General features: G+C 70.8%; 26 protein-coding genes and 1 pseudogene. 14 read left to right on the top strand and 13 right to left on the bottom strand.

The annotated features are described in order from the left end of the window. Positions 1–84 precede the first annotated feature (84 nt). Together VFV67_RS24995 and VFV67_RS24990 are read left to right on the top strand one after the other, a co-directional pair. A complete protein-coding gene (locus VFV67_RS24995) occupies positions 85–408 on the top strand; it encodes an SH3 domain-containing protein (protein ID WP_326473072.1) in 324 nt (107 codons plus the stop codon). 14 nt (positions 409–422) lie between these two features. After that, a complete protein-coding gene (locus tag VFV67_RS24990) occupies positions 423–980 on the top strand; it encodes a hypothetical protein (protein ID WP_326473071.1) in 558 nt (185 codons plus the stop codon). A 49-nt stretch (positions 981–1,029) separates the two neighbouring features. Here the strand turns inward: VFV67_RS24990 and VFV67_RS24985 are convergent, their stop codons facing one another. Then, positions 1,030–1,755, bottom strand: a complete 726-nt coding sequence (locus VFV67_RS24985) for a S1 family peptidase (protein ID WP_326473070.1) — start codon at positions 1,753–1,755, stop codon at positions 1,030–1,032. Positions 1,756–2,117: 362 nt separating this feature from the next. Between VFV67_RS24985 and VFV67_RS24980 the strand changes: the two genes are divergently transcribed. After that, the gene (locus VFV67_RS24980; RefSeq protein ID WP_326473069.1) at positions 2,118–2,393 is read left to right on the top strand and encodes a hypothetical protein; all 276 of its coding nucleotides are present in this window, start codon (positions 2,118–2,120) and stop codon (positions 2,391–2,393) included. A 70-nt stretch (positions 2,394–2,463) separates the two neighbouring features. On the opposite strand, the gene VFV67_RS24975 is transcribed toward VFV67_RS24980, so the two are convergent. After that, entirely contained in the window at positions 2,464–3,960 is a 1,497-nt protein-coding gene (locus VFV67_RS24975; RefSeq protein ID WP_326473068.1) for a S8 family peptidase, read from the bottom strand. 146 nt (positions 3,961–4,106) lie between these two features. Here VFV67_RS24975 and trpS point away from each other — a divergent pair, with 146 nt between their 5' ends. Both trpS and yhjD read left to right on the top strand, forming a co-directional pair. Then, complete coding sequence (trpS, locus tag VFV67_RS24970; protein ID WP_326473067.1) at positions 4,107–5,120, top strand: tryptophan--tRNA ligase; 1,014 nt, start codon at positions 4,107–4,109, stop codon at positions 5,118–5,120. 16 nt (positions 5,121–5,136) lie between these two features. Next, positions 5,137–6,147, top strand: coding sequence for an inner membrane protein YhjD (yhjD, locus tag VFV67_RS24965; protein ID WP_326473066.1), 1,011 nt, complete (start codon positions 5,137–5,139; stop codon positions 6,145–6,147). A 1-nt stretch (position 6,148) separates the two neighbouring features. On the opposite strand, the gene VFV67_RS24960 is transcribed toward yhjD, so the two are convergent. Next, the gene (locus tag VFV67_RS24960; RefSeq protein WP_326473065.1) at positions 6,149–7,453 is read right to left on the bottom strand and encodes a D-alanyl-D-alanine carboxypeptidase family protein; all 1,305 of its coding nucleotides are present in this window, start codon (positions 7,451–7,453) and stop codon (positions 6,149–6,151) included. Between the two features lie 51 nt (positions 7,454–7,504). Beyond that, positions 7,505–7,996 carry an isoprenylcysteine carboxylmethyltransferase family protein gene (locus VFV67_RS24955; RefSeq protein ID WP_326473064.1) on the bottom strand — a complete coding sequence of 164 codons (492 nt, stop codon included), beginning with the start codon at positions 7,994–7,996 and terminating at the stop codon, positions 7,505–7,507. A 58-nt stretch (positions 7,997–8,054) separates the two neighbouring features. On the opposite strand from VFV67_RS24955, the gene VFV67_RS24950 reads away from it, so the two are divergent. Then, positions 8,055–8,405, top strand: a complete 351-nt coding sequence (locus tag VFV67_RS24950) for a hypothetical protein (protein ID WP_326473063.1) — start codon at positions 8,055–8,057, stop codon at positions 8,403–8,405. 15 nt (positions 8,406–8,420) lie between these two features. Here the strand turns inward: VFV67_RS24950 and VFV67_RS24945 are convergent, their stop codons facing one another. The 8 genes and pseudogenes from VFV67_RS24945 to VFV67_RS36865 form a co-directional block, all read right to left on the bottom strand. Next, entirely contained in the window at positions 8,421–10,034 is a 1,614-nt protein-coding gene (locus tag VFV67_RS24945; RefSeq protein ID WP_414636344.1) for an alpha-amylase family glycosyl hydrolase, read from the bottom strand. Positions 10,035–10,058: 24 nt separating this feature from the next. After that, on the bottom strand, positions 10,059–11,021 hold the full coding sequence (locus VFV67_RS24940) for a carbohydrate ABC transporter permease (protein WP_326473061.1): 963 nt from the start codon (positions 11,019–11,021) through the stop codon (positions 10,059–10,061). After that, positions 11,018–11,926 carry a sugar ABC transporter permease gene (locus tag VFV67_RS24935; RefSeq protein ID WP_326473060.1) on the bottom strand — a complete coding sequence of 303 codons (909 nt, stop codon included), beginning with the start codon at positions 11,924–11,926 and terminating at the stop codon, positions 11,018–11,020. The genes VFV67_RS24940 and VFV67_RS24935 overlap by 4 nt, the downstream gene beginning before the upstream one ends. Positions 11,927–12,013: 87 nt before the next feature. After that, the gene (locus tag VFV67_RS24930; protein ID WP_326473059.1) at positions 12,014–13,366 is read right to left on the bottom strand and encodes an ABC transporter substrate-binding protein; all 1,353 of its coding nucleotides are present in this window, start codon (positions 13,364–13,366) and stop codon (positions 12,014–12,016) included. 501 nt (positions 13,367–13,867) lie between these two features. Further along, positions 13,868–14,875 (bottom strand): LacI family DNA-binding transcriptional regulator, encoded by a 1,008-nt coding sequence (locus VFV67_RS24925; protein ID WP_326473058.1) that lies wholly within the window; start codon positions 14,873–14,875, stop codon positions 13,868–13,870. A 59-nt stretch (positions 14,876–14,934) separates the two neighbouring features. After that, positions 14,935–15,342: a type II toxin-antitoxin system VapC family toxin gene (locus VFV67_RS24920; RefSeq protein WP_326473057.1), complete on the bottom strand. Its 408-nt coding sequence runs from the start codon at positions 15,340–15,342 to the stop codon at positions 14,935–14,937. Beyond that, positions 15,323–15,574, bottom strand: a complete 252-nt coding sequence (locus VFV67_RS24915; protein WP_326473056.1) for a FitA-like ribbon-helix-helix domain-containing protein — start codon at positions 15,572–15,574, stop codon at positions 15,323–15,325. Before VFV67_RS24915 ends, VFV67_RS24920 begins: the two co-directional genes overlap by 20 nt. Before the next feature lie 461 nt (positions 15,575–16,035). Further along, positions 16,036–16,200: pseudogene (locus VFV67_RS36865) on the bottom strand (hypothetical protein); the annotation flags it as partial. Between the two features lie 128 nt (positions 16,201–16,328). Between VFV67_RS36865 and VFV67_RS24910 the strand changes: the two are divergent. The 6 genes from VFV67_RS24910 to VFV67_RS24885 all read left to right on the top strand — a co-directional run bounded on the left by VFV67_RS24910 (position 16,329) and on the right by VFV67_RS24885 (position 23,151). Then, positions 16,329–17,384: a BMP family ABC transporter substrate-binding protein gene (locus VFV67_RS24910; protein ID WP_326473100.1), complete on the top strand. Its 1,056-nt coding sequence runs from the start codon at positions 16,329–16,331 to the stop codon at positions 17,382–17,384. 96 nt (positions 17,385–17,480) lie between these two features. Then, positions 17,481–18,998 carry an ABC transporter ATP-binding protein gene (locus VFV67_RS24905; RefSeq protein WP_326473055.1) on the top strand — a complete coding sequence of 506 codons (1,518 nt, stop codon included), beginning with the start codon at positions 17,481–17,483 and terminating at the stop codon, positions 18,996–18,998. 100 nt (positions 18,999–19,098) lie between these two features. Next, a complete protein-coding gene (locus VFV67_RS24900) occupies positions 19,099–20,217 on the top strand; it encodes an ABC transporter permease (RefSeq protein ID WP_326473054.1) in 1,119 nt (372 codons plus the stop codon). Further along, the gene (locus tag VFV67_RS24895; RefSeq protein WP_326473053.1) at positions 20,214–21,470 is read left to right on the top strand and encodes an ABC transporter permease; all 1,257 of its coding nucleotides are present in this window, start codon (positions 20,214–20,216) and stop codon (positions 21,468–21,470) included. Before VFV67_RS24900 ends, VFV67_RS24895 begins: the two co-directional genes overlap by 4 nt. Next, a complete protein-coding gene (locus tag VFV67_RS24890; RefSeq protein WP_326473052.1) occupies positions 21,467–21,865 on the top strand; it encodes a cytidine deaminase in 399 nt (132 codons plus the stop codon). The genes VFV67_RS24895 and VFV67_RS24890 overlap by 4 nt, the downstream gene beginning before the upstream one ends. Then, positions 21,862–23,151 (top strand): thymidine phosphorylase, encoded by a 1,290-nt coding sequence (locus tag VFV67_RS24885; RefSeq protein ID WP_326473051.1) that lies wholly within the window; start codon positions 21,862–21,864, stop codon positions 23,149–23,151. The genes VFV67_RS24890 and VFV67_RS24885 overlap by 4 nt, the downstream gene beginning before the upstream one ends. Here the strand turns inward: VFV67_RS24885 and VFV67_RS24880 are convergent. Then, entirely contained in the window at positions 23,144–23,512 is a 369-nt protein-coding gene (locus VFV67_RS24880) for a DUF6223 family protein (RefSeq protein ID WP_326473050.1), read from the bottom strand. The genes VFV67_RS24885 and VFV67_RS24880 overlap by 8 nt on opposite strands. A gap of 194 nt (positions 23,513–23,706) precedes the next feature. Here VFV67_RS24880 and VFV67_RS24875 point away from each other — a divergent pair, with 194 nt between their 5' ends. Continuing rightward, positions 23,707–24,825, top strand: coding sequence for a sensor histidine kinase (locus tag VFV67_RS24875; RefSeq protein ID WP_326473049.1), 1,119 nt, complete (start codon positions 23,707–23,709; stop codon positions 24,823–24,825). Next, positions 24,822–25,502 (top strand): response regulator transcription factor, encoded by a 681-nt coding sequence (locus VFV67_RS24870; protein ID WP_326473048.1) that lies wholly within the window; start codon positions 24,822–24,824, stop codon positions 25,500–25,502. Before VFV67_RS24875 ends, VFV67_RS24870 begins: the two co-directional genes overlap by 4 nt. Positions 25,503–25,545: the final 43 nt, after the last annotated feature.

Here is a 25,545-nt window from a genome sequence, read left to right as displayed (position 1 = left end):
GGACGCGCGCCGGTGCGCGCGTCCATTGCGCGGTCTCACGCTGGGTGCAACAGTTGTCTCGGAAAGTGCACGAAGGCGGTGGCGATGGCCAAGTTCCCGAAACGACCGCTGCTGCTCGGCGGTGGACTGGTCGCCGTCGTCGCGCTCTACGTGATGGGCTCGGACGGCCAGAACGCCACCGGCAGCCAGCCGTCCGATGACCCGAACCAGTGCCAGATCACCGTGACCGCCGACGTGCTGCGGGTGCGCGCCGGACCGGGGACGGACACCGAGATCGTCGGCCGGCTCACCCGTGGCCAGCAGGCCGACGCCGAGCAGGTCGTGCAGAACGGCTTCCGCAAGCTCGCCGAGAACCGCTGGGTTTCCGCCGAGTTCGCCCAACCCGTACCCGGGCGGCCCTGCGGCTGAGTACCGTCGCACCCGTGCGTCGAGATCGTTTACCGGTACTGGGGCTTGCCGTGCTGGTCACGTCGCTGCTCACCGCAGGCTGCGGTGGGTCGCCGGTGGTCGGCGAGGCCGTCGCCGCCGAGAACGCCGTGAGCACTCCGTCCAGGGCCGCGGCCCGGCCGAGCACCCGGCCGAGCCGCCCCAGCCGGGTCGCCCCGCCGTCGGCCTCCCGGCCGGCCGGCGAGGTCGCGCCGGCCGACCTGGTCGGCGTCTGGGAGGGCGAGTACACCTGCGGCCAGGGCAACACCGGCCTCAAGCTCACCATCAAGGAACCGGACGGCGCCGCGTTGCCCACCCTGTTCGAGTTCTATCCGTTGCCGAGCAATCCCAACGCCGCCAAGGGCAGCTACCAGATGGTCGGCGGCCTGACCGGCGGGAAGCTGAAGTTCCGCCAGGAGAAGTGGATCGACCAGCCGAACGGCTACGTGATGGTCGACCTCGTCGTCACCAGCCCGCTCACCTCGGACGTCAAGCTGCTCAGCGGCGACGTGGACGACCCCAACTGCAAGGGCTTCTCGGTCCGCCGCCCCTGACCGGCCGGGAGCGCAACGCCCACGTCGCGCTCCCGTCCGGGAAATTCGATCAGACGCCGGCCACCGACTGGATCCAGCTGCGGTAGCGGGTGATGTTGGTGTAGGCGGTGCGGGTGGCCCGGTCACTGGTGGAGGCCACGCCGACCTGGCGGCCGCCGCCGAACATCGGGCCGCCGGAGTCGCCGCCGGCCGCGATGCCGTTGCCGCGCCGGGCGCAGACCGCGATGCCGCCGAACGCGTCGCTGCAGCTCACCGAGGTGACCACGACGTTGGCCACCTTGAGCAGCCGGGCCTGGCAGTTGATCTCCGGCTGACCGGTGCAGGTTGCGCCCCAGCCGTAGATCTGCACGGTCCGGTTGACCGCGACGTTGGTCGTGGTGCCCAGCGGCGAGTAGGTCGCCGACACGCTGCGGTCCAGCCGGACGACCGCGATGTCGGCGGTGGGGTGCCGGGTGATCGTCGTGCCGGTGGCCATGGTGCCGCCGGTGGTCTGGTCCAGGCTGCCGATCCGGAACGTGTAGGTGCCGGCGCCGGAGACGCAGTGCTTCGCGGTGAGGATGAAGGTCGGCGCGATGATCGTCGCGCTGCACTGCTGGCGGCCGTTGAGGAACAGCCGGGCGGCCCACGGCCCGCTGGTGGCGGTGGTGCCGTCGATGATCATCGGGGTGACGCCCGGCTCGGGGTCGGGCGGCGGGGCCGCGGTGGCGGCCGGGGTGACGCCGACCAGGGACAGCAGCGCCCCGGCGATGATCGTGGCGAAACGGAGTTTCTTCATCGGTCTTCTTCTCGATTCTGCGGCTGTAGCCGCTGCAGGGTGAATCGGGAACGGTGCGTGACACTTTGTTGCCACGCGGCGCCACATTGTCACCGAGACGTGTTTGTCGGTAGATCCGATCGGGTGGAGGCATTCCCACTGTCGGGGCACCCGGGAGTGTGGCCCCGCGGCGTGGGCGCTACGCTCGCCCCGCGATGAACGGGAGCACCGAACTCAACACGTGGGGTTGAGCAGTCGGCGCTCGATCGGGGACTACGCTCCCCCAGTCGGATGAACCAAAGCCGGTGACAGTCCAGGAGGCGCGAACAATGCGCAACCGAGTTGCCTCGCATGGGGTCCACCCGATCCACGGTCGGACACCGGTGCTGGCGCGGGTGGCGGCCGTACTGACCGTTCCGCCGGGCATTCTGCTGGCGGCGGCCGGTCAGGCGAGCGCGGACGGGCTGGCCGCGGTGCCGGCGGCCGCGGACGGGTTCAACATCGCCGGCCCGGTCGGGGTCGCGGCGGTGCTGATGGGCATCGGTGGCCTGGTCACGGGCCTGCTGCGGCGGCGCCGGACCGTGGTGTCCCGGTCCGAGGCGCCCACCGCGGTGATCGAGAAGATCGTGGAGCCGGTGCGCGGCGAGAGCGTCGCCTGACCCCGAGCATGCGACCGGATCCCGGGGTTGGAGCGCAATGGCGTGTTTGCGCCCCAACCCCTGGCACCGGTTACTTCGTGACCGCGTCCAGCGCGTCAACCAGACCGGCTCCGTAGAAGCCGCGGCCGCTGCCGCCGCCCTGGCAGGTGGCCAGGAACGAGCCGTCACCGGTCGGGTCGTACGGGTTCGGCGGGCAGGCCAGGCGGTCGGCCTGCGCCTCGAGCGCCCGGATCACCCGGTTGGCGTTCCAGTTCTGGTGCGTGCTGCGGATCAGCGCGACCACCCCGGCGGCGTGCGGCGACGCCATCGAGGTGCCCTGTGCGTAGCCCCAGCGCCCACCGGTGATCGTGGAGAGCACCCGGCCGTTGCGGTCCGGGGTCTCCGGGATCACCAGCGAGTCACCGCCCGGCGCGGCGATCTCGGTGTCGCCGAGGCCGTAGTTGGAGTAGAACGACTTCCGCGCCGCGGCGCCGACCGCCGACACGCCGACAGCGCCGCTGATCTCCTGCGGCAGCATCGGGCAGTCGTTGCCAACGGTGCGCTCGATCGGGGTCTGGTTGTTCGGACTACCCGGGTCGACCACCTCGTGCGCCAGGTCCCAGTTCTCGTTGCCGAGGGCGACCACGTTCACCACGTCCCGGCCGGCCGCGAAGTCCACCGCCCGGCGCACGGCCTCGGCGGCCGCCCGCTGGTCCGGGTCGTCCCGGCACCACTTGAACCACGGGTCGATGAAGTAGGAGTTGTTGGTGACGTCCATGCCGTGCTCGGCGGCCCAGATGAACCCGCAGATCGCGGCCTCGGGGTAGATGAACCCGTCGTCGTTGACCACCTTCACCGAGGCGATCCGCACGTTGGGGGCCACACCGGCGATCCCGACGCCGTTGCGGGCGGCCGCGATCGAGCCGGCAACGTGCGTGCCGTGCGTGCTGTTCGTCGGCGCCCACGCGGCCGGCGCCGGGTCCGGAATGCCGGAGACGCAGCCGGCCGAGTTGGCCGCGTCCAGGTTCGGCGCGAGATCGGGGTGGGTGGCCTCGATGCCCGAGTCGAGCACGCCGACCAGCACGTTGCGGCTACCCCCGGAGACCACGCTGGCGGCGTCCGCCCGGATCAGTCGCATGTCCCACTGGTTGGCCTCGAGCGGCTCGAACGCCGCCGGTCCGACCCCCGCGGTCGGGTTGGTGCTCTCGATCGCCTCGAGGTCGGTGGCGGCCCGGTTCGCGGCCGGCACCGGCGGGACGAACTCGACCAGCGCGCGGGTCGCCCCCACGCCCTGCACGCCGGGCATCCGGCGCAGCGCCTGGGCGAACACGATGCTCGGCGAGGTGGCGATCACGACGCCGATCTGCGGCCAGCTCTTGAGGATGGTGCCGCCGGCAGCCACGATCGACGCCTCGGTCCGAGCCAGGCCCGCCCCCTGCGGTCCGAGCACCGCGAAGTGCGCGGCCGGGGCTTCCTGCGCGGCCGCGGGCGTGGCGGCCACTGTGGTGAGCGCCGCGGCCGAGGCCATGACTACCGCAGCGGCCAGGCCGCGTATGCGAAGTCTTCGTTGCACGAGTAGTACCTCCATGAACGGACGATGGCCGCACCGCCGCCGCCTGCGACGGCAGCGCGGCCGGGCGGGTGAACCTTGCCGCGCAAAGGGAAGCCGGGGCAACCGCCGTACGGCGGGAATCCGGCGCCCGGCGGTCCGGCCGGTTCTGGGAGAATTCCGGCGTGTCGACCGAACGTCCCCGTGTGCTGTCCGGCATCCAGCCGACCGGTGAGTCCTTCCACCTCGGCAACTACCTCGGCGCGATCCGTCAGTGGGTGGCGCTGCAGGAGACCCACGACGTCTTCTACTTCATCGCCGACCTGCACGCGCTCACCGCCCCGCACGATCCGAAACAGCTCAGCACGCGCACCCGGGCATCGGTCGCGCAGCTGCTGGCCATCGGCCTCGATCCGGAGCGGGCAACCCTGTTCGTGCAGAGCCACATCGCCGAGCACGCCGAGCTCGGCTGGGTGATGCAGTGCCTGACCGGGTTCGGCGAGGCCAGCCGGATGGTGCAGTTCAAGGACAAGTCGGCCAAGCAGGGCACGGACCGGGTCAGCATCGGGCTGTTCTCCTACCCGTCCCTGCAGGCCGGGGACATCCTGCTGTACCGCCCGCAGTACGTTCCGGTCGGCGAGGACCAGCGCCAGCACCTCGAGCTCACCCGGGACCTGGCCCAGCGGTTCAACTCCCGGTTCGGCAAGGTGTTCACCCCGCCAGAGGCGTACATCCTCAAGGACGCGGCCAAGATCTACGACCTGCAGGAGCCGGGCGCCAAGATGAGCAAGTCGGCGTCCAGCCCGGCCGGGATCGTCGAGCTGCTGGACGAGCCGAAGGTGTCCGCCAAGAAGATTCGCTCCGCGGTGACCGACACCGGCCGGGAGATCGTCTACGACCCGGCGGGCAAACCCGGCGTGTCCAACCTGCTGGTGATCTACTCGGCGCTGGCCGGCCGCACCATTCCCGAGCTGGAAAACGATTACGCCGGCCGCGGCTACGGCGACCTGAAGAAGGACCTCGCCGAGGCGCTGGTCGAGTGGGTCACCCCGATCCGCGAACGGGTCCGGTCCTATATGGACGATCCGGCGGAGCTGGACAAGATCCTCACCCGGGGTGCGGACCGGGCCAGGGAGGTCGCCGCGGCGACGCTGAGCTCCGTCTACGACCGGCTGGGGCTGCTTCCGCCGGTGCGCTGAGCTACCGTCTGCCGTTGTGGCAGCACGGAAAGAGTCCATTTGGGTCAGGCTGCGCAACCGGCCGGGCATCGACCACCTGATTCGCGCGGGCGACGGCTACATCACGCGCAACGGTGACCACTACGCCGCCGCGATCACCTACTTCAGCGTGCTCTCGCTGCTGCCGATGGTCATGATCGCGTTCGCGGGCGCCGGGTTCATCCTGGCCGGCAACCAGGACCTGCTGGCCGAGATCCAGAAGAGCATCACCGAGGCCTCGCCACCCGCGTTCGCCGACTTCGTCAACGACCTGATCGAGCAGGCGATCGAGGCGCGCACCTCGGTCGGCGTGGTCGGTCTGCTGATCGCGGCGTACTCGGGACTTGGCTGGATGACCAGCCTGCGCGACGCGTTGAGCGCCATGTGGCAGCAGGCCATCCCGGACCGGCCGTTCCTGCGCAACCTGCTGTCCGACCTGCTGTCACTGATCAGCCTGGGGCTGGCGCTGCTGATCTCGTTGGCGATCACCACGGCCGGCACCGCGCTCGGCGACGTCGTGCTGCGCTGGCTGGGCCTCGACGACGACGGCTGGGCGATGTTCCTGCTGCTGCTGGCCACGATCGCGCTGTCCCTGATCACCAACTGGCTGCTGTTCCTGTGGATCCTCACCCGGTTCCCGCGTCAGCGGGTGAGCGCGCGGGCCGCCATGCGCGGCGCCGTCTTCGCCGCGGTCGGCTTCGAGGTCCTCAAGCAGGGCGCCACGCTGATCTTCACGCTGGTCAAGGACTCGCCGACGTTGGCGTTCTTCGGCCAGATCATCGCCCTGCTGCTGTTCGCGAACCTGGTGTCCCGGCTGCTGCTGTTCGTCGCGGCCTGGACGGCGACCGCCAAGGAGAGCATCGCGGAGCTGCCGGTACCCGGGCCGGAGCCGGTGGTGATCCGCCCGGTCGTCGAGGTGCAGCGGCGACCGCGGTTCCGGGACGGTGCGGCGCTGCTGGGTACCGGCATGGTGCTCGGCGCGCTGTGGGACCGGCGCCGGCGGCGCTGAGTCAGGCGTCGGCGGCCGCGCGGGCCGCCCGGGCCCTGCGCCGCCGCCACCACATCGCCGAGGTGATCAACGCGGCCACCCCGGCCAGCGCCACCAGCGGGAGGCCGACGTTGCCGAACGCGGTGCGGCCGGCGGCGACCTCGGGTTCCGAGCTGTCGGCCGATGCGGGCAGCAGCTCGGCGCTCTCGTCGCTGCTGACCTCGCCCTTGGGCTGGACCTCCGGCGCCCGGTCGACCAGCTCGCCTACCGGCCGGCTGCCCGCGTTCAGCAGTGCGAAGCCGTAGTCGAGCAGCTTGGCGCCCTGGTCGGAGAGCGGCCCGGGGGCGCGCTCGCCGCGCAGCAGCACCACGGCCAGCCGGTGCTCGCCCCGCTTGGCCGCGCCGAGGTAGGTGTGCCGGGCGTCGTCGGTGAAGCCGGTCTTGCCGCCGACGAAGCCGGGGTAGTTGAGCAGCAGCCGGTTGTCGTTGTTGACCTTGAAGCCGGGCTTGCTGGCGTAGCCGGGGAAGTCGATCTGGCGGGTGGCGGCCGCCTCGGCGAACTCGCGGTGCTTCATGGCGGCCCGGAAGATCAGGCTCTGGTCGTAGGCCGAGGTGGTCATCCCGGGCCCGTCCAGGCCGGACGGGGTGGCCGCCCGGGTGTCCAACGCGCCCAGCTCCCTGGCCACGGAGTTCATCTTGTCCAGTGCGACCTGCACGCCGCCGAGCGCCCGGGCCAGCGCGTGCGCCGCGTCGTTGCCGGAGTGCATGACCAGGGCGTAGAGCAGCTGGCGGACGGTGTACTCGCCGCCCGGACCGATGCCGACCCGAGTGCCCTCCTGGTCGGCGTCCTCCTGGGTGCCGACCACCACCATGTCCGGGCGCAGCTCCCTGATCGTCACGATCGCCAGCAGGACCTTGATCAGTGACGCCGGCCGCTCCCGGGCGTGCGGATCCTTGGCCGCCAGCACCTCGCCGGTGTCCAGGTCGGCGATGATCCAGGACGCGGCGGTGATCGCCGGCGGTTCGGCCGCGCCGGTCGGGAAGACCGGCCCGCACTCGCCCATCCGGGGCCCGCCGACCGGGCTGGCCGGCACCGGCAGCGGCGAGGGCCGCTCCTCACCCGGTGGGGGCTCCTCGGACGTGTCCACCGGGGCGGGCGGCACCGCCCGATTCGGACAGCCGGACTCCGCCGGGTTGTCCCCCGGCTGCGCCTTGCGCGGGCTCCTGGCCGTCGCTGATACGCCCGGCGTGGTGATCAGGGCGGCGATGATCAGGACGAACAGCGAGACCACAAGGGTCTGTACTGATCGACTCGCGGTGCTACGCACGAGAGCAGAGTAGGACGCGCCGGTAACTCCTGCTGCGCCGACCCTCCCTCCTTACGGTTCCCACGGACGTGTTCTCGGCACCCATGCAGGTACGGCGTGCTTATACGCTTCGTAATCAATCCCAAACCGGGCGCGCAGGTTCGGCTCCTCGTGCCACCGCACGAACGCGGCCATCACCAGCCAGGCGAGCCCGGCGTAGAGCCACACCGACAGCCGGCCGAGGAGCAGCGCCTGCCCGACGATCGCGGTCACCACGCCGACGTACATCGGGTTGCGCACGAACCGGTACAGCCCGCCGACCACCAGCCGCTCGGTCGGGGCGACGGGTGCCGGGGTGCCCCGGCCGTCCCGGACGAACCGGACGAAGGCGTCCCCCACCACGGCCGCCCCGCCGGCCACCAGGACGCCGCCGAGGACGGCGAGCGGCGGCGCGGTGCGGCCGGGCGACCAGCCGGCAAGCCACCACGGCAGTACACCGGCGACCACGACCGGGGCAGCCAGAAAGAACAGCGCGCTGCCGAGCGCGGCCGCGGAAGTACGCATGCGATCATCCTGCCCGGTACGTTGTCGGCGGCGGGATTCGAGGCAGAGGAGACAATCCGTGGGATTCGTCCAGGACCTGCTGGTCTTCTTGCACCTGCTCGGCATGGCGATGCTGGTGGCGATGTTCTTCCTGCAGTTGCGGGCCGGCGCCGGGGCAAACCTGTCCGTCGGCTGGCTGCACGGCGCCGGGCTGCAGTTGGTCACCGGCCTGGCCCTGCAACTGCTCGCCCCGCTCACCGATGCCGACTACAACCACGTGAAGCTGGGCATCAAGCTGCTCGTCCTGATCGCCATCGGGGTGATCGCGACCGTGTACGTGGTCCGCAAGGTGCCGCCGCCGCGCTGGGTGCCGTTCACACTGTTCGGGTTGGTCGTGCTCAACGTCGGCCTGGCCGTGTTCTGGAACTGACCCGTACCGGCCTTCCTACCGGCGCAGCCAGGCCGCGGTGTCCGGTGGCAGTGCCGCGCCGTCGAGCGGCTTGCTGGTCAGCAGCACCGACTCGTGCGGCGGCAGCGGGACGGCGGCCGGCGAGAGGTTGACCACGCAGGCGAACCCGGGGTCCCGGGCGAAGGCCAGTACCCCCTCCGGCGCGGAGAGCCAGCGCAGCTCGCCGTCGCCGAGGGCCGGCTCGGCCGCCCGGATCCGCAGCGCCGCCCGGTACAGCTCCAGCATCGAGTGCGGGTCGCCGGTCTGCGCCTCGACGGTGAGGTCCTTCCAGGCCAGCGGCTGCGGCAGCCACGGCGGGCTGGTCGCGGTGCGCGGGCTGAACCCGAACGGCGGCTCCACGTCTGACCACGGCATCGGCACCCGGCAGCCGTCCCGGCCGGGGTCGGCGCCGGCCGACCGGTGGAACATCGGGTCCTGGAGCAGCTCGGTGGGAATGTCCTCGACCTCCCACAGGCCCAGCTCCTCGCCCTGGTACAGGTAGGCGGCGCCGGGCAGGGCCAGGCAGAGCAGCGCCCCGGCCCTGGCCCGGCGGGCGCCCAGCTCCAGGTCGAGCGGCAGGCCCCGGCGGCGCAGCCGGTCCGGGAAGCTGAACCCGCTGTCCGTCCGGCCGAACCGGGTGACCGGCCTGGTCACGTCGTGGTTGGACAGCACCCAGGTCGCGGGGGCGCTGACCGGGGCGTGCGCGGCCATCGACTCGTCGATCGCGGCGCGCAGCCGGGTGGCGTCCCACGGGCAGCACAGGAACTCGAAGTTGAACGCACCGTGCAGCTCGTCGGGCCGCAGGTAGTCGGCGAACCGCTGGTGGTCCGGCAGCCACAGTTCACCGATGAGGACGCGTTCACCCATGTAGACGTCGGTCAGGGAACGCCACTCCCGATAGATTTCGTGGACGCCGTCCACATCCGTGTACGCCGTCTCGCCGGCTAGATCGAGTTCCTTCATGAGGACGGCGGCCGAGTCGATGCGGATCCCGTCCACCCCGCGGTCCAGCCAGAACCGCAACACATCCAGGAACTCGGTCCGCACCTCGGCATTGGCCCAGTTGAAGTCGGGCTGCTGGGCGGCGAACAGGTGCAGATACCACTCGCCCGGCGTGCCGTCCGGCTCGGTCACCCGGGTCCAGGCCGGCCCGCCGAAGATCGATCGCAGCTCGGTCGGCGGCAGCTCACCGTCGCGGCCGCGCCCCGGCCGGAACCAGAACCGCTGCCGCTGCGCGGAACCCGGCCCGGCGGCGAGCGCATCCTGGAACCACGGGTGCGCGTCCGAGCAGTGGTTCGGCACGATGTCGATCACCACCCGCATCCCGGTGGCGTGCGCCTGGCCGATCAGCGCCTCGGCCTCGGCGATGGTGCCGAACATCGGGTCGATGTCCCGGTAGTCGGCCACGTCGTAGCCGGCGTCGGCCATCGGCGACGGGTACCACGGGCTGAACCAGAGCGCGTCCACGCCGAGCCCGCGCAGGTATGGCAGGCGCTCGGTGATGCCGGCCAGGTCGCCGACACCGTCCCCGTTGGCGTCGGCGAAGCTGCGCGGGTACACCTGGTAGATCACGGCGTCGCGCCACCAGGGCTGGTTGTCTGCTTTGGACACGCTCACACTCATTTCTGGTAGTCGTCAGCCCTTCAGGCCGCCGGCCGAAAGTCCACTGAGGATGCTTCGCTGGAATATCAGGAACACCACCACCATCGGAAGACTCGCGATGACCAGTCCGGCCAGCAGCTCGTTCAGCGCGACCTGACTGGTGATCGACAATCGGGACAGCGCCACGCTCAACGTCTGCACCTCCGGGTCCTGCAGCACCAGCAGCGGCCAGAGGAAGTCTTTCCAGATCGCGATGATCGTGAAGATCGAGACCACGCCGAGCACCGGCCGGGACAGCGGCAGCACGATGCTCCACAGGATCCGCATCCGGCCGGCCCCGTCGATGCTCGCCGCGTCGACCAGGTCCTGCGGGATCTGGTCGAAGAACCGTTTGAGCAGATAGATGTTGAACGCGTTGGCCACCCCGGGCAGCCACAGCGCCCATGGCGTGTTCAGCAGGTTCACGTGCACCAGCGGAACGTCGGCCACGGTCAGGTAGGCCGGGACCAGCAGTGCCGACGCCGGCAGCATCAGCGTGGCCAGCATCATGCCGAGCACCAGCCAGCCCAGGATCGGGCGCAGCTTGGACAGCGCGTAGGCGGCGGCCACGTCGAAGGCGAGCTGGAACAGCCAGCCGCCGAGGGCGTAGAAGACCGTGTTCGCGAAGAAGTGCGCGATCCGCAGCTCGTCCCACGCCTCGGCGTAGGACTCCGGATGGAAGCTGTGCGGGTACAGCGTGGGGGTCGGCAGGGCCAGCTCGGTCGGATGCTTGACCGCGCCGGTGATCATCCAGTAAAGCGGGAAGAAGAACACCAGCAGGAACACCACGGCGGTGCCGCCGAGCACGGTGAAGTAGACGGCGCGGCCGCGCCGGGAGCGCAGGCTGGCCGGGGAGACGAGGGTGCGCGCTCCGCCGATCTCGGTGCGCCGGCCCCGGGGCGCTCGCGGGGGCGGCGGGGTGGCCGGCAGCGTGGCCGGCGCGGCGATGACGGTCATCGGCGCTCCCTGGTCAGCCACAGGTAGGCGGCGGAGAACAGACCGAGCACCACGAACAGCAGCACGGTCATGGCGGCGGCCAGGCCGAAGTCGTGGTTGACGGTGAACGCGTACCGGTAGATCAGCACCATCACCGTGATCGTGTCCGGGTTGGTGGTGCCGGTGAGCTGGTACGGCTCGATGAACACCTGCATGGTGGCCACGATCTGGAGCAGCAGCAACACGATCATCGCGAACCGCAGCTGTGGGATCGTCACGTGCCGCAGCCGCTGCCAGATGGTGGCGCCCTCCAACTCGGCCGCCTCGTACAGCTCGCCGGGGACGTTCTGCAGCGCGGCGAGGTAGATCAGCGTGGCCGCGCCCATGTTGGACCAGGTGGACACCAGGACCAGCGAGAGCATCGCCGTGCTCGAGTCCTGTGTCCAGGCCGACTCGGGCAGGTGCAGGCCGCGGAGCACGGTGTTGAACAGACCGTTGCCCGGGTCGTAGAAGTACTGCCAGAGCAGCACGGTCACGATCGGCGGCAGCATCACCGGCAGGTACACCGCCACCCGGAAGAAGCCCTTGAAGTGCCGCAACTCGTTGAGCAGCACGGCGATCAACAGCGGCAGGAAGTAGCCGAACAGCAGGGCCAGCCCGGTGAACAACAGCGTGTTGCGCCAGGCGATCCAGAACAGCGGGTCGGCGAACAGGGTCTCGAAGTTGTCCAGCCCGACCCAGACCGGATCGGTGACGAAGTTGACCTGTTGGAAGCTCAGCAACACGCCGCGCACCAGCGGGTACCAGGAGAACAGTGCGAAGCAGACGATGCCGCCGGCCAGGAAGGCGTAGGCGACCAGGTTGTCGGACACCGACCGGCCGAGTCGGGGGCGCCGGTGGCGGAGCAGGGCCGTGGAGACCGCCATCGGACGCCCCCTTTCTCGGTCGTGCGTTCGCCGGTTCGCCGCGGGGATGGAGTTGCCCGGTCCTCCGCGGCGCTCGGTCATGCGTCGTCAGACCGCGGCGAGGATGGAGTTGACCTGGGTCTCCGCGGCGGCGAGCAACTCATCGATGTTCGCGTCCCGGTCGGTCAGCACCTTCGACATCGCGGTGTCCAGCACGGCATAGATCTGCTGCGCGCTCGGCGGTTCCAGCTTCAGCGCGATCCCGGTGTTGCCGTCGGCGAACGGCTTGTAGTTCTCCACCGGCACGTTGGCGAGCTTGGTGGCGGCCTCGTCGCGGGTCTTGGCCGCCTCGCCGGTCCAGATGTTCGGCTCGGGCAGGCCGACCGGGTTCTTGTTGGCCGCGTCGTATTCGTAGTCGTGCGCGATCCGGTCCGGGTTGTCGAACTTGAACGCCAGCCAGCGCAGGCCGGCCCGGATCTTCTCCGGGCTCGCCTTGGCGTTGAACATGAACCCGTCGCCGCCGGCCAGGGTGCCCTGCCCGCCGGGCATCGGGCCGAGGCCGTAGTCCTTGTAGTCGCCCTTGTACTGGTTGACGATCGCCTTCAGGTTGTCGCCGGTGGCGATGTACATGCCGAGCTTGCCGGAGGCCATCATCTGGATCAGGTCGGCGTACTCGAGCAGCTGCCGCTCGCCCATGGTGTTGTCGGTCCACCGCATGTCGTGCAGCTGGCGCAGCACCTGCTTGCCCTTGTCGTTGTTGAACGCGGCCTTCCAGGTGTCGCCGTTCTTGACCGCCACCTCGCCGCCGAGCGAGAACAGCTCCGCGGTGAAGTGCCAGCCGCCGGTGTTGCTCTTGCTGTAGTCGCCGTAGCCGGCGATGCCGTCGCCGAGCGCGGCGATCTTCTGGGCGGCGGTGCGCACCTCGGCCCAGGTCTTGGGCGGGTTGGCCGGGTCGAGCCCGGCCCTGGTGAACAGGCCGCGGCTGTAGAGCAGGCCCATCGAGTAGTTGCGCCATGGCAGGCCGTAGACCTTGCCGTCCTGGCCGGAGAACACCTTCATCAGCTCCGGTCGGATCTGCTTGGCCGCCGGAACCTGGTCCAGGTACGGGGTGATCTCGGCGACCTGGTTGCGGGCGATCAGGTTGGCCGGGTCGGTGAAGTACACATAGAAGAGGTCCTCAAGCTGCCCGCCGGCCAACTTGGTGGCAAACGTCTTGGGGTCCATGTAACCCTCCCGAGCATCGATCTTGATGTCCGGGTTGGCGGCCTCGAACTCGGCCTTGTCATCGAGGAACTTCTTGCGGTCGACGGCCTCGGTCGCCGGCGGCAAGCCGTTGACCGTGATCGTGACGGGCCCGCCCGCCGCGGGAGCGGACCCCTCCGAGCACCCGGCCGCCGCCGACACTCCGAGGACGGCGACAACCAACAGCCCTGCGCCTCGGCCCAACGTGGATCGCTTCATTCGCCAGCACCTTCCTTGGAGCGGCGTCGACAACTTTGTGACCCAGACCATACAAACGAGCACAGAGTTACGCAAGAACGCAACTCAGCAGAGAAATAACTGAATCAAACCGCCTACACCAGCCCAGAGCGGGCCCAACGAGCGCGACCACAGGCTGCGGCTGCGCAGGGGTCGGCACGCGGTGGCCACGTGCGGAGTGCGGGCGAGCAAGCTGGCGACGCGCGGGGCGACTGTGTGGGTGCAGGGATACGCGGAGCGTGAGTGCGCGGGCGCGCGGCGATGCGCAGGTCGGTGGCGACGTGCGGAGTGCCGGCGAGTGGCAGTTGCGCGCGGGTGCGTGCCGGGGGTGCGGCTGAGCGGGCGGCAACTGTGCGGGGCGGGGGGCGGCGCGCGGGATTCGGTGCGCGGGGTGTGGCTGTGCGGACGGCGAAGCGCGGGGTGGGGTGACGTGCGGAGTGCCGGCGAGAAGGGTGGCGGCGAGGGGGTGCGGTGCGTGGGTGGCTATGTGCGGGGTGCGGGGGCGGTGGAGCCGCGGACGACGAGTTCGGGTTCGAAGAGGAGTTCGTCGGGGAGGGTGGCGGCGGAGCCGTTCATCTGGGTGACCAGGAGATCGACGGCGGCCTGGCCCATCGCCTCGATGGGTTGGCGCACGGTGGTCAGGGGCGGGTCGGTGCAGTTCATGAACGCGGAGTCGTCGAAGCCGACCACCGACACGTCCTGCGGCACCCGTCGGTCCAGGCGGCGCACCGCCCGGATGGCGCCGAGGGCCAGCACGTCGCTGGCGCACACGATCGCGGTCACCCCGGCCTGCACCAGCGAGGTGGCCGCGGCCCTGGCCCCCTCCATCGAGAAGCTCGACCGCTGGACCAGGTGCTCCACCCCGTCGTAGCGCCGGGCCGCCGCCTCCAGCGCGGCGAGTTTGCGCCGGGACGGCACATGGCCCTCGGTGCCGAGCAACGCGCCGACCCGACGGTGCCCGAGCGAAACCAGGTGGCCGAGGGCCTGCTCGACCGCGACCGCGTCGTCTGCGGACACCCGCGGGTGCCCCAGGTCGTCCACCCCGGCGTTGACCAGGACCACCGGCAGCTTCAAATCGCGCAGCCGCAGGTAGTGCTCGTGCCCGGCGCCGGCGATCGAGTAGTCGCCGCCGCCGAAGATCACCCCGGAGACCTGGTGCTCCAGCAGCATGTCGACGAACTCGACCTCGGAGACCCCGCCGATGGTGCGTGCGCACAGCGCCGGGGTGAACCCGCGCTGCACCAGCGCGCCGGTCGCCACCTCGGCGAACGCCGGAAAGATCGGGTTCTGCAGCTCCGGCAGCACCAGCCCGACCAGCCGGGCCCGGTCGCCGCGCAGCTTGGTCGGCCGCTCGTAGCCGAGCACGTCCAGCGCGGTCAGCACCGCCGTCCGGGTCGCGTCGGACACGCCGGCCTTGCCGTTGAGCACCCGGCTCACCGTCGCCTCACTGACCCCTGCCTTGCGGGCAACCTCACTCAGCCGTCCAGCCACGGCCGAAATACTACGGCAACGGACTGCAAGAACCCGGCAGACTTCTTGCGGCCATGCCGTCAGTTGTCGATGATCAGTTCCACCTCGCACGGCAGGTCGTGGCAGCGGGCCAGCCGCGCGTCCAGGGTCAGCAAGGGAACCTGCAGCATGGCCGCCAGGGACACGTACAGGGCGTCGTAGAAAGTCAGCCGCTCCCGTTGCAGCCAGGCCATCTCGATCATGGGGCTGGTGTGCGGGTAGCGCTCGTCGATCGTGCGGTCGAGGCACCGCAGAGCGGTCAAGGCGCGGTGCGAGTCCAGTTCGCCGTTGCGCTCCTTGCGCCGCAGCGCATGGCCAACCTCGGCGTCCACCACGTGCGGCGCGTGGCACCAGCTTTCGCCCAGCCGGTCCGTGAGGCCGGCCGCGGTGTGAGTGGTCCCGGTGAGCATGCAGACCAGCACCGACGCGTCAGTCACCAAATCGTTCACGGCGACCTTCATGGATGTCGGCCACGATCGACTCGAGGGTGACGTTGCGCGGGGGGTTCTGCAGCAACTTTGCCCGGTACTCGGTGAGCATCTCCTTCTTGCTGATCATCTGGGCGAGTCGGGTCACCTGCTCGTGCATGTACGACTGCAGGGACTTGCCCTCCGCTTTGGCTCGTCTCCGCAGGGCGTCGTACGCCTCGGGGGGCACGTTCCGTATCTGGATGGTGGGCATGGTGTGACGGTAGTCGAGTAGCGCTGAAGTAGCGCTACTCATTTCGCGGGTTGTTGCTGTCATGCGCCGAGCGTGCCTGAGGCGGCGACGGGCGTACGCGGACTGGAACGCGTTCTGTGGACAACTGGAGGGGTTCGGGACAACTCAGCCGAGCCAGGCGGCGATGCCGCGCAGCAGGCGGTCGCGCAGCGAGTGCGGCGCGAAGGACCCGACGACCGAGTGCCGGGCGATCGTGGCCAACTCGGCGTCCGAGAGCCGAGTGCGGATCGGGTCAGCCGGTCCTGCTCGGTCGGGTGCGCGCCGAACAGTTCCACCCAGCCGCGGCCGTCCGCCAGGTTGTCCTCCACCGCTTCCCCCCACGATTCGGTGAATGTCGTCCGTGGACCGGCCGCCCGCCCGCGCCGCGTCATAACAATGTTGAAAAACCGCCAGTCATGCGCACCGTCCATTACGAACGGTGACGGCACCGGTAGGCCGTACCGGTCGGCCAGTTCCACCAGGGTCGCCGGCCGCATCGACCCGGTCAGGTGCAGGTGCGGGTTCGCCTCGGGCAGGGCGCCGAGGTCACGCGGCCACCCGGCAAGGCTACGGTCCGTGGTCGGATCACCGCGCCCGGCCCGCGCCACCCAACAATTGGGTCACGCCTCCCAGCCCCGGGTAGCGCACCTCCACCAGGGGGGTACGGTCTCGCGAATGAACGTAGCGTCCGGCATATCGGACGCTTGGAAAGCGGAAGGAGAACGCCTTGCGCCGAATGCGAGGAATCAATCTCGCCGCCGGGCTGCTTGCGCTCGGCCTGGCCCTGACGGCCTGCGGCGGCAACGACGACCCGGGCTCGAGCGGTACCGGCGACACCAGTGGTGCCCCGGCAGCCTCGGTCAAGGTCGGCCTTGCCTACGACATCGGCGGACGAGGCGACCAGTCCTTCAACGACTCCGCCGCACGCGGCCTGGACAAGGCCAAGTCCGAGTTCGGCGTCGAGGCCAAGGAGCTCGAGGCGGCCCAGGGTGAGACCGACGCCCAGAAGGAAGACCGCCTGCGTCAGCTGGCCGAGGACGGCTACAACCCGGTCATCGCGGTCGGCTTCGCCTACTGCAAGGCGATCGGCGCGGTCGCGAAGGACACCCCGGACGTCAAGTTCGCGATCATCGACGACTTCGAGCCGGACTGCACCGCCGAGAACGTGGCGAACCTGACCTTCGCCGAGCACGAGGGCTCGTACCTGGTCGGCGTCGCCGCGGCGCTGAAGAGCAAGACGAACAACGTCGGCTTCGTCGGCGGCGTCAACGTCCCGCTGATCCAGAAGTTCGAGGCCGGCTTCACCGCCGGGGTCAAGGCCACCAAGCCGGACGCCACCGTGCAGGTGAAGTACCTCACCCAGCCGCCGGACTTCACCGGCTTCAACGACCCGGCCAAGGGTGAGACCGCGGCCAAGGGCATGTTCGACGCCGGCGCCGACGTGATCTACGCGGCCGCGGGCGGCTCGGGCAACGGCGTGTTCAAGGCCGCCAAGGCCAACGGCAAGCTGGGCATCGGTGTCGACTCCGACCAGTACAACCAGCCGGCCCTGGCCGACGTCAAGGACGTGATCATCACGTCCATGCTCAAGCAGGTCGACGTGGCCGTGTTCGGCTTCATCGCCTCGGTGAAGGACAACAAGTTCGCGTCCGGTCAGAAGATCTACGACCTGGCCGCCGGCGGTGTCGGCTACTCCACCAGCGGTGGGAAGATCGACGACATCAAGACCCAGCTGGACGACGCGAAGGCCAAGATCATTTCCGGCGCGATCAAGGTGCCGGACAAGAAGTAGGCGACACGCATCAGTAACGGGCTCGGGGTTTCCGCGCAGCGGCCCCGAGCCCGTTACGGTTCCCCCCACCACCGCGACTTCGACGAGGATGCGCCGATGCCGAATGCGGTCGAGCTGACCGGGATCACCAAACGGTTCCCGGGCGTGATCGCCAACTCCGACGTGAACATCGTGGTACGACCGGGCACCGTGCACGCCATCGTCGGAGAGAACGGCGCTGGCAAGTCCACCCTGATGAAGATCCTCTACGGGATGCAGCGCCCGGACGAGGGCACGATCACGGTCGACGACACGGCGGTGACCTTCCACTCCCCGGCGGACGCGATCCGGGCCGGCATCGGCATGGTGCACCAGCACTTCATGCTTGCCGACAACCTGACCGTGCTGGAGAACGTGGTCCTCGGCAACGAGCCGAAGGCCGGCGGGCGGCTGGACTTCAAGGCGGCCCGGGCGAAGATCGCCGAGATCTCGGACAGCTACGGGCTGGACATCGATCCGGACCGGCTGGTCGACGACCTCGGCGTCGGTGAGCGCCAGCGGGTGGAGATCCTCAAGGTGCTCTACCGCGGCGCCCGCATCCTGATCCTGGACGAGCCCACCGCCGTGCTGGTGCCGCAGGAGGTCGACGAGCTGTTCGGCAACCTGCGCGAGCTCAAGGCCGAAGGTCTGACCATTCTGTTCATCTCGCACAAGCTCGACGAGGTGCTCTCGGTCGCCGACGACATCACGGTGATCCGGCGCGGCACCACGGTGGCCAGCGTCAAACCGGGCGACGTGACCGCCCGCCAACTCGCCGAGCTGATGGTCGGCAACGCGCTGCCGGTGCCCGAGCTGCGCGAGTCGACCGTGACCGACCAGGTGGTTCTGGACGTGTCCGGGCTGACCGTGCGCTCCGAGGACGGCCGCGCGGTGCTGGACGACGTGTCGTTCACCATCCACGCGGGCGAGGTGCTCGGCATCGCCGGCGTCGAGGGCAACGGGCAGGCCGAGCTGGTCGAGGCGCTGATGGGCATCCGGCCGCTGGCCGCGGGCACCGTGCGCCTCGGCGACAAGGACATCAACCACCTGTCCACCCGCCAGCGCCGCAAGGCCGGGGTGGCCTACATCCCGGAGGACCGGCACCGGCAGGGTGTGCTGCTCGAGGCGACGCTCTGGGAGAACCGCATCCTCGGCCACCAGAACCAGGAACCCAACGTCCGCGGCCCGCTGATCGACCGGCGCGCGGCCAAGGCGGACACCCGGCGCATCGTCGAGGAGTACGACGTGCGCACCCCGAGCATCGACGTGCTGGCCGCGGCGCTGTCCGGCGGCAACCAGCAGAAGCTGATCGTCGGCCGGGAGATGAGCGGGAACCCGGTGCTGCTGATCGCCTCGCACCCGACCCGCGGCGTCGACGTCGGTGCGCAGGCGGCGATCTGGGAGCACATCCGCCGGGCCCGCGCCGAGCGCCTGGCCGTGCTGCTCATCTCCGCCGACCTCGACGAGCTGATCGGCATGTCCGACCGGCTCACCGTGATCCTGCGCGGCCGGCTGGTTTCCTCGCACGACCCCAAGTCGGTCACCCCGGAGGAGTTGGGCTCGGCGATGACCGGAGCCGCGGAGGAGGTGGCGTGATGATGAGCGAGCTTGCGAGCGAATCGTTGAGCACCGCACCGCCGCCGAGCCCGCGAGGCGGCGGGCCTTGCCACCACCGAGCTTGCGAGGAGGTGGCGTGATGGGACGGTTATCGGCCCGATCCGTCCTGCTTGGACTCGCGGCACCGGTCAGCGCGCTGGTGTTCGCCGGTCTGATCTGCTCGCTGATCCTGGCGCTCACCGGCACCTCACCGGGCAGCGCGGTCGAGGCGATCGTGGAGGCGGCGCAGCGGCCGCGCACCACGGTCATCGCGATTAACAACGCGACGAACTACTACCTGGCCGCGGTCGCCGTGGCGATCGGGTTCCGGATGAACCTGTTCAACATCGGCGTGGACGGGCAGTACCGGCTGGCCGCGATGCTCGCCGCCGCGCTGGCCGGCGCGTCCTTCATGGAGAGTCTGCCGTCGTTCCTGCGGGTCACGCTGACCATCCTGACCGCGATGGTGGTCGGCGCGACCTGGGCGGGCATCGCCGGGTTCCTCAAGGTGACCCGCGGGGTCAGCGAGGTGATCTCGACGATCATGCTGAACGCGATCGCCACCGCGCTGGTCGCGTTCCTGCTCAACCCGGACCGGATGGCCGTGTTGACCGGCAACGACATCCATACTCCGGAGATCACCGAGGGTGGGCAGGTCTCCGGCATCCCGTTCCCGGACGCCCCGCCGTCGGCCACCGTGCACGGACTGATCGTGGTCGCGATCCTGGTCGGGTTCCTGTACTGGTTCGGGCTTTCCCGCACCCGGTTCGGCTTCGACCTCAAGGCCACCGGGCTCTCCGAGTCGGCCGCGGTGGCCAGCGGCGTCGACGTGAAGCGGATGGTGTTCCTGTCGATGCTGCTCTCCGGCGCGGTCGCCGGCCTGGTCGGCATGCCGGAGCTGCTCGGCGGGGCGCACTCGTACTCGCTGAACTTCCCGGCCGGGGTCGGGTTCATCGGCATCGCGGTCGCGCTGCTCGGCCGCAACCACCCGATCGGCATGGCGTTCGCGGCCCTGCTGTGGGGGTTGCTGGACGCGAGCGCCAACGGGCTGGAGGGCAACGACGTGCCCAAGGAGATCCTGGCGATCATGCAGGGCGTCGTCGTGCTCTCCGTGGTGATCGCCTACGAGCTGGTGCGCCGCTACCGGGTCCGGCTCGAACAGCGTGAAGTCGGCAGGGCACTGGGCAGCACCAAGGTTCCCGAGGCGGTGGGGTCATGACGACGGGACTGACCGTGGGAGTCGAGCCGGCGCCGCAGCGCCGGCAGCGCCGGATCCGGCCGAGCGCGTACCTGCTCGCCTCGCTCGGCGCGCTCGCGATCGTGTCGCTGGTGCGGGTGTTCACCGGCGCCACCGACCTGACCTCGAGCGGCACCATGGAGGCCGCGCTCACCGCCGCGGTGCCGATCGCCCTCGCCGGCCTCGGCGGGCTGTGGGCGGAACGGGCCGGCGTGGTCAACATCGGCCTCGAGGGCATGATGGTGCTCGGCACCTGGGGCGCCGGCTACGCCGGTTTCCACCTCGGTCCGTGGGCCGGCATCGCCTTCGGTGTGGTGCTCGGCGCGCTCGGCGGCCTGCTGCACGCGGTGGCCACGGTGACCTTCGGCGTGGACCACATCGTCTCCGGTGTGGCGATCAACCTGCTGGCCCCGGGCCTCGCGCTGTTCCTGAACAAGCTGGCCTTCTCGGACCCGGCGCTCGGTGGCGGCGAGAAGCAGTCGCCGCGGCTGCAGGACGTCTACCACGTGACCATTCCCGGCCTGTCCGACCTGCTGAACACCATCGAGGACAAGCACTGGTGGCTGGTCTCCGACGTGGCCGGGCTGCTCGGCGGGTTGGTCACCAACGTGTCGCTGCTGACGATCCTGGCCGTGCTGCTGCTGTTCGGCAGCGTGTTCGTGCTGTGGCGCACGCCGTTCGGGCTGCGGCTGCGCTCCTGCGGCGAGGCGCCGGTCGCGGCCGAGTCGCTCGGCGTGAACGTCTACAAGTACAAGTACGCCGCGGTGATCGCCTCCGGTGCGTTCGCCGGGCTCGGCGGGGCCATCCTGGCGATCTTCTCCAGCCAGTTCCGGGACGGGCAGACCGCCGGCCGCGGCTACATCGGTCTGGCCGCGATGATCTTCGGCAACTGGCGGCCGGGTGGCCTGGCCGCCGGCGCCGGGCTGTTCGGCTACACCGATGCCATGCAGCTGCGCGGGGCGGACGCGGTGCACGCGCTGCTCCTGCTGCTGTGCATCGCGCTGCTGGTGGTCGCGGTGTTCCAGCTGCGGGCCGGGCAGCGGACTCTGGCGATCGTGGCTACCGTGCTGGGTGTGCTGTTCGGCTGGTGGTTCTTCGCCACCGACGCGCTCCCCTCGGAGCTGGTCGGTGCCGCGCCCTACGTGGTCACCCTTTTGGTGCTCGCCCTTGCCTCCCAGCGACTGCGCATGCCCAAAGCGGACGGGCAGGTCTACCGCAAGGGTGAGGGCGGTTGACGCGGTCCACTGTGGACTGGACGGACCTGCGGGCGAGAGCGGAGGAGGCGGCGGGGCTGGCGTACTGCCCGTACTCCGGGCTGAGCGTCGGTGCCGCCGCGCTGGTCGACGACGGCCGGATCGTGGTCGGCTGCAACGTGGAGAACGCCTCCTACGGGCTGGGCCTGTGCGCGGAGTGCACCCTGGCCGGACAGCTGCGGCTGACCGGGGGCGGCCGGCTGGTCGCCATCGCCTGTCGCAGCGGCACCGGTGAGCTGCTGATGCCGTGCGGCCGCTGCCGGCAGGTCATCTACGAACTGGGCGGTCCGGAGTGCCTTGTGGACACCCCGGCGGGGCCGCTGCCGATGCTCGCCGTGCTGCCGCACGCGTTCGGACCGGAGGATTTGCCGCAATGACCCGTGAGCCGATGTCCGCCGTCGACGTCATCCGGTCCAAACGGGACGGTGGGCGGCTCTCCGACGAGCAGATCGACTGGGTGGTCGACGCCTACACCCGTGGCGTGGTGGCCGACGAGCAGATGTCCGCGCTGGCCATGGCGATCTACCTGAACGGGATGGACGCCGAGGAGACCGCGCGGTGGACCGCGGCCATGGTCGACTCGGGCGAGACGCTGGCGCTGACGTCGTCCCGGCCGACCGTGGACAAGCACTCCACCGGCGGGGTCGGCGACAAGATCACGCTGCCGCTCGCGCCGCTGGTCGCCGCGTGCGGAGCGGCGGTGCCGCAGCTGTCCGGCCGCGGGCTCGGGCACACCGGCGGCACGCTGGACAAGCTGGAGTCGATTCCGGGCTGGCGGGCCCGGCTGTCCACCGAGGAGATCGTCCGGCAGTTGGACACCGTCGGCGCCGTGGTGTGCGCGCCGACCGACGGCCTGGCCCCGGCCGACCGCAAGCTGTACGCGCTGCGCGACGTGACCGCCACCGTGGAGTCGATCCCGCTGATCGCCAGCTCGATCATGAGCAAGAAGATCGCCGAGGGGGCGGACGCCCTTGTGCTGGACGTCAAGACCGGCACCGGCGCGTTCATGCGCACCGTCGAGGCGTCCCGCGCGCTGGCCGCGGCGCTGGTCGAGATCGGGCAGCAGCGCGGCCTGAAGGTCTCGGCGCTGATCACCGAGATGTCGGTGCCGCTCGGCCGCGCGGTGGGCAACGCCGTCGAGGTGGCCGAATCGGTCGAGGTGCTGCGCGGCGGCGGCCCGGCCGACGTGGTCGAGCTGACCCTGGAGCTGGCCAGGGAGATGCTGTCGCTGGCCGGGCTGTCCGTCGATCCGGCGCCGGTGCTGGCCTCCGGAGAGGCGTACGAGACCTGGTGCCGGATGATCAGCGCGCAGGGTGGTGACCCGGAGGCGGCACTGCCGACGCCGGCCCACGTGCACCTGGTCCCGGCACCCGCCGACGGCGTGCTGGCCACGCTGGACGCCTACGCGGTCGGGGTGGCGGCCTGGCGTCTTGGCGCCGGCCGGGCCCGCAAGGAGGACCCGGTGCAGGCGGCCGCCGGCATCATCTGCCACGCCAAGCCGGGCGACCGGGTGCGAGCCGGCGATCCGCTGCTCGAGCTGCACACCGACACGCCAGACGCGGTGCCGGCCGCGCTGGCCGCGCTGGCGGGGGCGGTCACCGTCGCCGACGCCGCCCCCGACCCGGTGCCGCTGGTTCGCGAGGTGCTGCGGTCCGTCACCTGACTCGGGCGGTGCGGCGGGCGCGCGCCATGGCCAGCCCGCCGAGCCCGACGGCGACCACCCCGATCACCACGGCGATGTAGCCGCCGACGATGCCGTAACCGGTGCCCGGACCGCCGTCGGCGGCGGCCACGACCAGGCCGCCGACGACCGTCCCGACCAGGCCCGCGACCATGGCCCCCATGGCCGCCCTTCGCCCGGTCCGGCCGGTGAACCGGGTCAGCGCCAGGCCGCCGGCGACCACGCCGGCCAGCCCGAGCACGGCGGCCACCAGGGACCAGAACCGCCCGGCGGTCAACCCGTAGGAATCGGCGACGGCCGGGGCGTAGCTGGCCGCCGCGGTCGGCAGGTGCAGGACGAACATGAGGTGCTCCTTGTCTCCCGTGACGTGACACCCGTGAGCATGTCCGGTGGACCCGCCGCCGGTCGTTGTGCGCACGCAGGCACTTCGCACTGCCGCGGCCGCCGTAGCGGGGCCCGGAGTACCGCGGGTGCGGTAGCCGGCTGATCGTCCTGCCGCAGGAGTCGCCGGCGCGCGGATCCGGTTAGGGTGCGGGGATGAGCCGGGGCCGGATCGGTGCCATCGACTGGTTGATCGCCGTCGGCGTGGCGGCGACCCTGCTGGTCGCCGGGCTGTCCGGCCAACCGCCCGGCACGGGTCTCGACCCGATCGGTTACGCCCTGTTGATCATCGGCGGTCTGGCGCTGGTCGCGCGCCGCCGGGCGCCGGTCGCCGTCCTGGCCGGGACCGGGGTGTGCGCGCTCGGCTACCAGGCCGTCGGCTTCGACGTGCCCGCGGTCGCCTACCTGTTCGCGGTGTACGCCGCGGTCCGGGCCGGGCACCGCATCGTCACGGTGGCGGTTTCGGTGATCATGCTGGTCGCGCTGCCGCTGGCGATCATGGCCGCCCCGGCCGACCTGCCGGTGGGCGAGGCGTTCGCGCACGCCCGCAGTGCCCTGGAGCTGGCCTGGCTGATCGCCGCCGGTGCGGCCGGTGAGGCACTGCGCCAGGCCGAGCGGCGGGCGGACGAGGCCGAGCGCACCCGGGAGGAGACCGCGCGGCGCCGCGCCGACGAGGAGCGCCTGCACATCGCGCGGGAGCTGCACGATTCGCTCACCCACCAGATCTCGGTGATCAAGGTGCAGGCCGAGGTCGCCGTCCACCTGGCCCGCAGGCGGGGCGAGGAGGTGCCGGAGGCCCTGCTGGCGATCCGGGAGGCCGGCCGGGAGGCGGCCCGCGAGCTGCGCGCGACCCTGGAGGCGCTGCGGGACGACGACCGGAACCCGCCACACGGGCTCGACCACGTTCCGGACCTGGTGCAGCGGGCCCGCACGGCCGGACTGGACGCCCGGCTGACGATCGAGGGACACCGCGACGACCTGCCGGCCGAGGTGGACCGGACCGCGTATCGGATCGTGCAGGAGTCGCTGACCAACGTCGCCCGGCACGCCGCGGCCAGCACCGCGTCGGTCCGGATCGACTACCGGCCCGACACCCTGGTCATCCGGGTCGATGACGACGGCACGGCCACGACCGACGCCGCCCCGGTGCCCGGCGTCGGGCTGCTCGGGATGCGCGAGCGGGTCACCGCGCTCGGCGGTCGGCTGCGGGCGGCGCCGCGCAGCGAGGGCGGGTTCTCCGTCCAGGCCGAGCTGCCCGTGGACCAACCGTCATGATCCGGGTCCTGCTGGTCGACGACCAGCCGCTGATTCGCAGCGGGTTTCGTGCGCTGCTGGACAACGAGGACGACATCGAGGTGGTGGCCGAGGCCGCCAACGGCAGCGAGGGCCTGGCGCTGGCCCGGCAGTACGTGCCGGACATCGCGCTGATCGACATCCAGATGCCGTTCGTCGACGGCATCGAGGCGACCCGGCGGATCGTCGCGGACCCGGCGCTGGCGCGGGTGCACGTGGTCATCCTGACCAACTACGGCCTTGACGAGTACGTGTTCAACGCGCTGCGCGCCGGGGCGGCCGGGTTCCTGGTCAAGGACATCGAGCCGGAGGACTTCCTGCACGCCGTGCGCGTGGCGGCGCGCGGCGACGCACTGCTCGCCCCGTCGATCACCCGCAAGCTGATCGACCGGTACGTCACCCAGCCCCTCGAGACCGGTGCCGGCACCGGTCTCGAGGAGCTGACCAACCGCGAGCGCGAGGCCGTCGCCCTGGTCGCGCAGGGCCTGTCCAACGACCAGATCGCCGACCGGATGGTGATCAGCCCGCTGACCGCGAAGACCCACATCAACCGGGCCATGACCAAGCTGCACGCCCGCGACCGGGCCCAACTCGTGGTCCTCGCCTACGAGTCCGGTCTGGTCACGCCCGGCGGCTCGGGATCCGGCCGCACCAGCTGACGACGTAGCCTTTCCGCCTGGTCACGTAGCCCGCGTGGTGCTG

Source organism: Actinophytocola sp. (genome assembly GCF_035762905.1).
GTDB lineage: Bacteria > Actinomycetota > Actinomycetes > Mycobacteriales > Pseudonocardiaceae > DASYTH01.
This window is presented reverse-complemented; position numbering and strand designations above follow the sequence as displayed.